The sequence below is a fragment of the candidate division TA06 bacterium genome, from assembly GCA_004376575.1.
In the GTDB taxonomy this organism is placed as follows: domain Bacteria; phylum Hydrothermota; class DG-26; order E44-bin18; family E44-bin18; genus E44-bin18.
In genome coordinates this window covers 1-9,032 of record SOJN01000128.1, presented here as the reverse complement: position 1 = coordinate 9,032, position 9,032 = coordinate 1, and the positions used below count along the sequence as shown (strand labels likewise).

Annotated in this window: 7 protein-coding genes; 3 read left to right on the top strand and 4 right to left on the bottom strand. The window is 52.0% G+C overall.

Features of this window, described 5'->3' with window-relative positions; genetic code table 11:
• Positions 1-358: 358 nt before the first annotated feature.
• The 3 genes from E3J62_10650 to E3J62_10640 are packed head-to-tail and all read left to right on the top strand — an operon-like array spanning position 359 to position 3,587.
• Complete coding sequence (locus tag E3J62_10650) at positions 359-904, top strand: T9SS type A sorting domain-containing protein (protein ID TET44351.1); 546 nt, start codon at positions 359-361, stop codon at positions 902-904.
• A gap of 35 nt (positions 905-939) precedes the next feature.
• Positions 940-3,258, top strand: coding sequence for a hypothetical protein (locus E3J62_10645; GenBank protein ID TET44350.1), 2,319 nt, complete (start codon positions 940-942; stop codon positions 3,256-3,258).
• An 8-nt stretch (positions 3,259-3,266) separates the two neighbouring features.
• Positions 3,267-3,587 (top strand): tail fiber domain-containing protein, encoded by a 321-nt coding sequence (locus E3J62_10640; GenBank protein TET44349.1) that lies wholly within the window; start codon positions 3,267-3,269, stop codon positions 3,585-3,587.
• A 265-nt stretch (positions 3,588-3,852) separates the two neighbouring features.
• On the opposite strand, the gene E3J62_10635 is transcribed toward E3J62_10640, so the two are convergent.
• The 4 genes from E3J62_10635 to E3J62_10620 are packed head-to-tail and all read right to left on the bottom strand — an operon-like array spanning position 3,853 to position 8,466.
• Positions 3,853-4,272 (bottom strand): hydrogenase iron-sulfur subunit, encoded by a 420-nt coding sequence (locus E3J62_10635; GenBank protein TET44348.1) that lies wholly within the window; start codon positions 4,270-4,272, stop codon positions 3,853-3,855.
• Complete coding sequence (locus tag E3J62_10630; protein ID TET44347.1) at positions 4,269-6,035, bottom strand: 4Fe-4S dicluster domain-containing protein; 1,767 nt, start codon at positions 6,033-6,035, stop codon at positions 4,269-4,271. Before E3J62_10630 ends, E3J62_10635 begins: the two co-directional genes overlap by 4 nt.
• A 16-nt stretch (positions 6,036-6,051) precedes the next feature.
• Entirely contained in the window at positions 6,052-7,326 is a 1,275-nt protein-coding gene (nuoE, locus tag E3J62_10625; protein ID TET44346.1) for an NADH-quinone oxidoreductase subunit NuoE, read from the bottom strand.
• Positions 7,327-8,466, bottom strand: a complete 1,140-nt coding sequence (locus E3J62_10620) for a (Fe-S)-binding protein (GenBank protein ID TET44345.1) — start codon at positions 8,464-8,466, stop codon at positions 7,327-7,329.
• Positions 8,467-9,032: the final 566 nt, after the last annotated feature.

Below are 9,032 nucleotides of genomic sequence, written 5' to 3'. Positions count from 1 at the left end.
ATACTTACACCTGGAAACACCCAAGATGTCAATGTGTCACGCCTGGCACCAAGCACAGAATTCCCTGTGTGTCATCCTGCCTTTTTCGTCCATGCCCTTGTGAATGCCTTATTCTGGATATGTGTTGACACGTACACTAGTTGCTGGTGGTGTCAGACTCGACGACAAATGTCCCATGAGGCCCCGGGATACCACCCGTTTTCGGAAGGGCGAATATGGACATGACTGCTTTAGGGGAGAGGGTTGGGGATAGCGGACGGGCTGGATTCACGGCCCCTTTTTTCACACCTTGGCATTCAAGCAGCAACAATCACAAAGATTTGGTCGATTTATCAAAGCCATGTCTGAGAGGAGGTGAATGGCGATGAGATTCATTCTTGTTTTAATTGTGCTCTGCGTCACCGTGAGCCTGTCCCAGGCTCAGGTTTACGAACTGAAGAACGATGTCATTGACGACGGCGGGACCAAGATGACCTCGGGCGGCTATATCCTGAGGGGAAGTTTTGGGCAGCCTATTATTGGGAAGATATCGAGCGCTAATTACATCGCGTATATTGGATTCTGGCATCCCTATCCTGTAGGGCCGGGAATCGAAGAAGACTTGCTGTTTAGCAGGTCTATTCCTATAGTCTTCAGCCTCTCCCAGAACTACCCGAATCCAGTCACTCATTCCACCACGATAAAGTACGGCCTACCCACGGAAACCAGGGTTGACATAAGGGTCTTCAACAGTGCAGGACAGCAGGTGAGGACTCTTGTTTCTGAGAACCAGGAGCCGGGATATTACAAGGTCAAGTGGGACCTCAGGGGCGTATCAGGACGACATCTGCCCAGTGGTGTCTACTTCTATCGGATAAAGGCAGGCAACTTTATCCGCATTAGGAAGATGGTCATCCTGAGATGACCGGGTATTCACATTATCCGCTACGAGGAGGAACAATGGGTAAGAGAGTATTCATCGTAATAGTCCTGGCAGCCTTTGCTGTATGTGCTGTTGCTGTGGCACAACAGAGAAAGGCGGTTGACGAGGCCAGATTCGGTACAGTCGAAGTAAAGAAAACACACTCGCATGTCATTAAGCCTGCAGGCGTACTGGTTGTTCCCGGGCACATCAACTACCAGGGATATCTTACAGATGATGCAGGTAATCCTATCAATGATAGATTGAGCATGACCTTTGGAATCTGGGATGCAGCGAGCGTGGGGACAGAACTGTGGAATGAGAGTCAGAATATGATTGTGGAAGATGGGCTTTTCAATGTTGTCCTGGGTGTTTTGACTCCTATCCCATCAGATGTATTTGGGGCGGGTGCATCACGATGGCTTGAGCTTATGGTGGAAGCGCAGACTCTGTCTCCCAGGACAGAGATCACCAGTGTTGGTTATGCTTATCGAGCAGTGAAGGCAGACAGTGCTGACGATGCTAGTATGGTCGATGGGTTTGATGCGAGTGCGACACCGACAGCGAGCGAACTGTTTCCACTTTCGTATGGGGATGCTCAGTACGTGAATGAAGGGCAGGTTGACGCGATTGACAGCCCGATGATTGTGGATGGGACTATATTAAGAGCTGATGCGGATGCTGCGTTTAAAGCCCCCTATGCAGACACTGCAGACTACGCATTGAATGCTCCCACTGACAACGATTGGGTCATTGTGGGGAATGACATGTATTCTGCTGTCGCAGGTAATGTTGGGATTGGGACGAGTCCCTCTCCTGCTGCTAAACTTCATGTCAGTGGCAATTGTATTATAGACGGCACGGCGTATGTCGGGCGACCTGATTCTATTGAGTCGATCGTGAATATCTCCAATGCGGATGTTTCTGACTGGGAGCTGGTGGCTGCTGGTGATGCTGACAGATTTGACATAAGGGAATGGGGTGGCAGTCCGCTCTTGAGCGTTCAGGCAGGTGGCAATGTGGGCGTAGGAACGACCAGCCCGGCGGAGAGAGTGGATGTTAATGGTACTGTCCAGATGACGGGTTTCAGTCTGCCTACGGGTGCGACGAGCGGTTATGTCTTGACTTCAGATGTTTCCGGTCTGGGGGCATGGCAGGCTGCTGCCGGTGACAATGACTGGACCATAACTGGCAACGTGCTTCATCCGAGTGCTGACTATGGGCTCGCAATGCGCAGTTCTAATGTCCTCTACGGCACCGAGGACAGCACCCACGTTAATTTTGGCATCGCTTGCACGACCGGTACTTCGGGACAGGATCGTGGATATTGCACTGTCGGTGGCGGATATGGCAACACCGCCAGCGCAAACTATGCGACCGTGGGCGGCGGACAGAACAACACGGCCAGCGGCTGGGATGCGACCGTGGGCGGCGGAAGTTCCAACACCGCGACCGCCTACCATGCGACCGTCTCCGGTGGAGAGAGTAACACCGCCAGCGACCAGCATGCGACCGTGGGGGGCGGTTCGAACAACACTGCCAGCGCCCAGTATGCGACCGCGGGTGGCGGATATTACAACTTCGCCAGCGGCTGGAGTGCGACCGTGGCCGGCGGATATGGCAACACCGCCAGCGGCAGTGGTGTGACCGTGGGCGGCGGATATCAGAACACCGCCAGCGGGACTAGGGCGACTGTGGGGGGCGGATTTGCTGATACTTCTGCTGGAAACCATAGTTTCACAGTCGGTGAAAATTCGGTTGTTCCCGCTGCCTTTAACAATTCCGCTGCCTTTAACGGTCAGACAGCAACCGCATCAGGCCAGACTCGTGTTGGAGTCCTTTCCAAGGGTTCTGGTACTTTCACCATAGACCACCCCCTCGAACCAACGCGCAAAATTCTGAACCACTACTTCGTGGAGTCACCCGAGATGGTGCTCATCTATCGGGGTGTTACCCATATCGGTGGAGATGGACGTGCTGAGGTTCACCTGCCGGGCTACTTCGATGCGCTCAATCGAAATCCCATGGTGCAGTTGACCGGCGTGGGGACTTACGAGGTGTTTATTGCTGAGAAAGTCAAGGGCAACCGCTTCGTCATAGGAGGAAAACCGGGCACCGAAGTCCACTGGACTGTCACCGGAGACCGTAAGGACCAGTCTGCCGAAATAACCCGAATCATCATGCCCGTCGAGCAGAGCAAAAACGGCGACCTGGCTGGACGTTCCTTGGACGATGAGTTCCTTGCAACTACGAAGACACAGCTTGAGCAGATGGGGGAGGCAGCCAGGTTCCACTTCCGAACTCAGAGAGGACGAGAAAAATACGAAAACTCCCGACGGGCGCTGGAGAATCGGTGATCGATTTGATGAGGCTTGAAATATCGAGTCACTCAGAAAGGAGGTGGAAGACGAACATAGAGACGATTCCAGATGCATTGGAGAAGGTGCAGAGGCTGAGGGGTGTATACTTCGATTGGAAAGGGAACGGGCAGCAGGACATAGGTATGATAGCAGAGGAGGTGGGTGAAGTCATCCCAGAGGTCGTTGCCTATGAACCGGATGGTGATGATGCGCGCTCTCTTGATTATGCCCGTTTGGTGGCAGTGTTGGTAGAAGCAGTAAAAGCGCAGCAGGATCGGATAGAAGCCTTGGAGGCCAAAATCGAAAGGACGGAGGAGACGCGCTAGTCGCAAAGCGCTTGGTGCAGGAGTAGCCGCCTGTCCTTCGCACTCGGCTTCGCCAAGCATAAACTCCGCCGGAGGGAGCTTGCTCGGCGTATCCTGTCGGCGTACGGCGCGCGCAACAAGTTGCGCTACTCCAAGGATATACCCAAGGTTTGGAGTAGCTGAGCTTGCTCAGCGTATCTTGTCGGCGTACGGCGCGCCACCCTTCGACAAATTGCAAAATCGATTTCTGAGAGCCGACCCCGAATAGTCGTTACTCTGATCGGTCTCATGCTTCGGGACTGTTAGAGAGGGAATTCGCTGGTTTTTTCTTTATTTCTTCAACGAACTGGTTGACAGTTTCGGCGAGCTTCGCACCCTCGCTTGCGCTGATCCACCTCACCCATACTCTGTCCTCATCCAATCCGAGGGTCTTCAGGACCGTCTTCAATATCGTTGCTCTCCTTCTCGCCTTGTAGTTGCCTGACATGTAGTGGCAGTCACCCGGCTTGCATCCGGCTATCATGACTCCATCTGCGCCCTCCAGGAGGGCCCTCAATATGTAGACCGAATCGACAGAGCCACTGCACATCACTCTCACAATGTGGAAACATGGAGAGTATTTGATTCGCGACGTGCCAGCAAGGTCCGCTGCCGTGTAGGAACACCAGTTGCAGAGCAGTCCGAGAATCTTGGGTTCAAAACTCATGAGAGGACACCGTCTATCTCTGCCATGACTTGCTGTTTGGTGAAGTGCTTGCCAAGCATCGCTCCGCTTGGGCAGCCCGCCACGCAGGTTCCGCAACCTTTGCAGACTATCTCGTTCACTCTTGAGACTTTGTTCCTCTGGTCAAATTCTACGGCTGAATAGGCGCAGAGTTCGACGCACACCTGGCAGCCGGAACATAACTCCTCTATCACCTGAGCGGTTGCTGACTCGACCTGTACGATGCCCCGGGCTGCCAGCGAAAGTGCTGATGATGCTGCGGCTTGGCCCTGGGCAACTGATTCGGGTATGTCCATGGGGCCAGAGCAGGTACCTGCGATGAATATTCCATCTGTCGCTGTTGCGACTGGAGCCAGCTTTGGATGTTTCTCAAGGAAAAAGCCGCTCGCATCCCGGGCCAGACCAAACGTTCTGGCGACTTCTTCCGCATCCTGCCGGGCCTTCATGGCTGGTGAGAGTATGACCATATCGACCGGAACCCTCACCAACTGACCTAGGAGTGTATCTTCTGCTACCACGACGAGTTTCCCCTTCTCATCAGGGGAGACTGCCTTGTCGGTTACCTCGACCACCTTTCCTCTCACGAACCGTACGCCTTCTTCACTGAGCCTTTTGTAAAATTCCTCGTACCTTTTGCCGCCGCTTCTTATGTCTATGTAAAAGTTATAGACATCCGCGCCTGTCTTGTCTCTGATGAGATGAGCGAACTTCAACGAATACATGCAGCAGACCTTGGAGCAGTACTCTTTGTAATTTTGGTCCCTGCTGCCGACACAATGCACGATAGCCACGGACTGAGGCACCTTGCCATCCCGGGTAAGTATCTTGCCGTCGGTTGGGCCCGATGCATTATTCAGCCTCTCAAACTCCAGTGACGTATGGACCGCTGGATACCGGCCAAATCCCAGTCTTTGTATCTCGCCTGGATCGAGGAGATCGAAGCCTGTAGCTACAATGATGGAACCCGCCTCAATTTCGAGTTCCTTGTCCTCCTGGTTATAGTCTATTGCTTCCGGGTCGCACACCTTGTCGCAAACTTTGCAGTTGCCGGTCTTGAAGTAGATGCAGTTTTCACTGTCCAGAACGGGCTTGTTTGGAACGGCCTGAGGAAATGGAGTGTAAATGCACGGCCTCGAGGATAGTCCCACGTCGAATTCCGAGGCTATGGGAGTGACCTCATAGTCTGTAATGTCTTCGAGCACAATGGCCCCTGTAGGGCATATATAGGTACAAGCTCCGCAGGTGGTGCACACTTTTGAAGACTTCTTAAAGGGAGGCGCGATTTTCATGTTTGCGCCCCGGTTGGCGAATCCAATTGCGCCCACCTTCATCACGTCGTTGCATATCCTCACACATCGGCCACATAGAATACATTTTTCTTTTTCGTCCTTTGTCTTGAACCTCGGCGCCTTAATATCCATTTTACTTGCCAAGTCCTGTATGACTTCAGAACCTGGTGCCCGGGCGAGTAGTAATTCCACAGTAACCCTGCGGGCCCTCAGGGCCTTTTCTGAATCGGTCTTGACTATCATACCCTCTTCTACCACGCGACCACAGGACGCGGCCAGTTCAGACTTTCCATTTTGAACCACTTCTACGACACAGACCCGGCAAGCCTGATATGGCTTCAGAGCAGGGTGATAGCAGAGAGTAGGTATCTCAATACCCGACTCCCTTGCGGCCTTCAGAATTGTTGTCCCTTCTTCAACTTCTATTCTTTGATCATTGATTGTCAGCACTACCATACTATATTCCTTGCGATCATTTGTGCTCTGAAAGAATGCCAGATATTTTGCTCAACTTCAGGCGTCCGTACACTCTCTCATCAATCATCATTGCGGGTGCAAGACTGCAGCACCCAATGCAGCGCACGGGGCTGAGCGTAAACCGCATGTCTTTTGTGGTCTCACCTGGAGCTATTCCCAATTCCTCACTCAGTCTCTCCACTAACATTTCTCCACCTCTCACGAAACAAGCAGTCCCCATACAGACCTTGATCTCGTGCCTCCCTCTAGGTACAAGGCTGAAGGCGTTGAAAAAGGTGGCTATGTCATATAATTTAGATACTGGTACTTCCAGTCTCTCTGCCACATATGTGAGTGCGTCCTCAGGTAAATAGTTGAACTCAAGGTCTATGTCGTGCAAGACAGGTATCTCTACCCCGATTTGACCTTCGTACTTTTGCAGTATCTCATCCAACTTGGTCAGCATCTTCTCTTCTATCATCGGGGCAATTGATGGTACTTTACGGATCTCAGGCACGTTCCTCACAGGGCAGTTGACCCAGCAATCGCCACATCCATTGCACTTTTCTTCATCCACAAAGGAGGCACGACTGCGAACCTTCACTTTGAAGTTGCCAATGTAGCCATCGACCTTCTCCACCTCAGAGTGTGCGAGGAGTTCAATGTTCTCGTGCCGGCCCACCTGGACCATCTTCGGGGTGAGTATGCATGCTGCGCAATCCAGGGTGGGAAAAGTTTTGTCGAACTGCGCCATGTGGCCGCCGATACAGGGCTCCCTCTCCACCAGATAGACTCTGTTGCCTGCGTTCGCCACTTCGAGCGCGGCCTGAATACCAGCTATCCCGGCGCCAACTACCAGCACATTCGGGTTTACGTCTACAAACCTTGGTTCCAGAGGCTCCAGAAGGTTCACTTTGTGGACCGCAGCAGATACCAACCTTTTTGCCTTTTCTGTGGCAAGGGTGGAATCGTCGGAAACCCACGAGCAGTGCTCTCTTATGTTTGCCATCTGGAACAAGTAGCCATTGAGACCAGCACTCTCGCACGTCTTTCTGAAGGTGGGCTCGTGCATCAAAGGGGAACACGATGCTACGACCACTCTGTTCAGGCCGAAGTCGTTTATGTCCTCTTTTATCATATCCTGACCCGGTTCTGAACACATGAACTTGTATTCTTTGGCTACTGCTACATACGGGAGCCCGCCTGCATGTTCTACCACAGCAGGCACATCAACCCTGGATGCGATGTTGGTGCCGCAGTGGCAGATATATACGCCGATTTTTGGTCTCATCTATAAGCCTTCAGCAGCGATTTCTGCAATGTCTTTTACTTGTATGTTCTCTTCTTTGTTGAGAGTTTTGACTGCATCCTCAAGCATGAGTATGCAGAACGGGCATGAGACCGCGAGAATAGAAGAGCCGGTTTGAAGGGCCTCCTCGATTCGAAGTTCTGCAAACCTTTCCCCTTTCTTCACCTCGAGCCAGGCACCACCACCACCACCACCACAGCAAAGGCTGTCCTCTCTTGTTCTTTCCATTTCTAGAAGATGGATGCCGGGTATGGCCCTCAGGACTTCTCTTGGCGGTTCATAGATACCTGAATGGCGGCCAAGATAGCATGAGTCGTGGTAGGTGACCTTTGCATCGAAAGGCTTCTTGACTTCGAGTCTGGATGAATTGAGAAGATGGGCGAGGATCTCAGAGTGATGAAAGACTTCGACATCTGGCAGATCTTGATAGTACTTCTTGAAAGCGTAGTGACAATGAGGAGATGAGGTGATTATCTTCTTGACTCCGGTTTCTTTGAAGAGTTTTGAGTTGTCGGCAATGAGTCTCACTGACTGGGCGAAATCTCCAATGGAGCGGGAAGGGTCTCCACAGCAGACCTCGCTCCCTGAGAGGATGCCGAAGTCGACCTGTGCGGCTTTCAGGAGTTTTGCGACTGAGCGAGCAACATTCTTCACACGAGAATCATAGCAGAGTGTGCAGCAGGGGAAGTAGAGATACTCCACATTCGGTGCCATCTCCTTGATGTCAAGGTCCTTTGCCCAATCTCCTCTCGACTCCCTTTCCCCTGCCCAGGGATTCCCGTTCGATTTTATGCTTGCTATTGCGGTCTTCAGAGACTTGGGTATTGAGCCCATGTCTGCCATTATGCTCCGCATTGCAGAGACCAGGTCTATGATCTCGACACCGCGAGGGCACCTGGAAACGCATGTGTTGCAGGTGACACACTTCCACAGGTCTTCGGACTCGAACCCCTCATACCCGAACTGAGCCTTTCTTATCATGTCTCTTACTTTCAGGCCTGTGAACAGCCCCCACGGGCAGGACGCCGTACATGTGCCGCACTGGTAGCACGTGGTTAGGGTCTTACCTCCGGCTTCAATTATAGCTTCGGCAACTTCAAGCATGGGTGATAGGCTTTCCAAAAGCTGATAACTCCTTACTGGACTTCTATGTATGAGCGACCACTTCGGCCCTGGACACCGTCTTTCATTATACTTGAATCAAACACCGCCTTCAACTTGATTCTTCTGAATAGCTCTCAGCCACCAGACAAGAACCTCTGAACCACAGATTATCACACCCTCCTTCGCCCTTCGTGGCTTCGGAGGGCAGGGATTATCACAAGATTCTTCTTCTGGTTCGGGTTAAGCCATGAGGATGAGGTTTGAATCTGTGTGAATCTTGTGAAATCTCGTGGTTTCAGGTGTTGCGCCCAAACCTCTGTAACCACAGATTATCACGAGATTGTTCTTCCGGTTAGGGTTCAGCCATGAGTATGTGGTTTGAATCTGTGTTAATCTCGTGTAATCTCGTGGTTTCAAGTGGTCCGTGTTGAACCTCTATAACCACAGATTATCACACCCTCCTTCGCCCTTCGTGGCTTCGGAGGGCAGGGATTGTCACAAGATTATTCTTATGGTTTGGATTCAGCTCTGAGGATGTGGTTTGAATCTGTGTTAATCTCGTGTAATCTCGTGGTTTCAAGGGG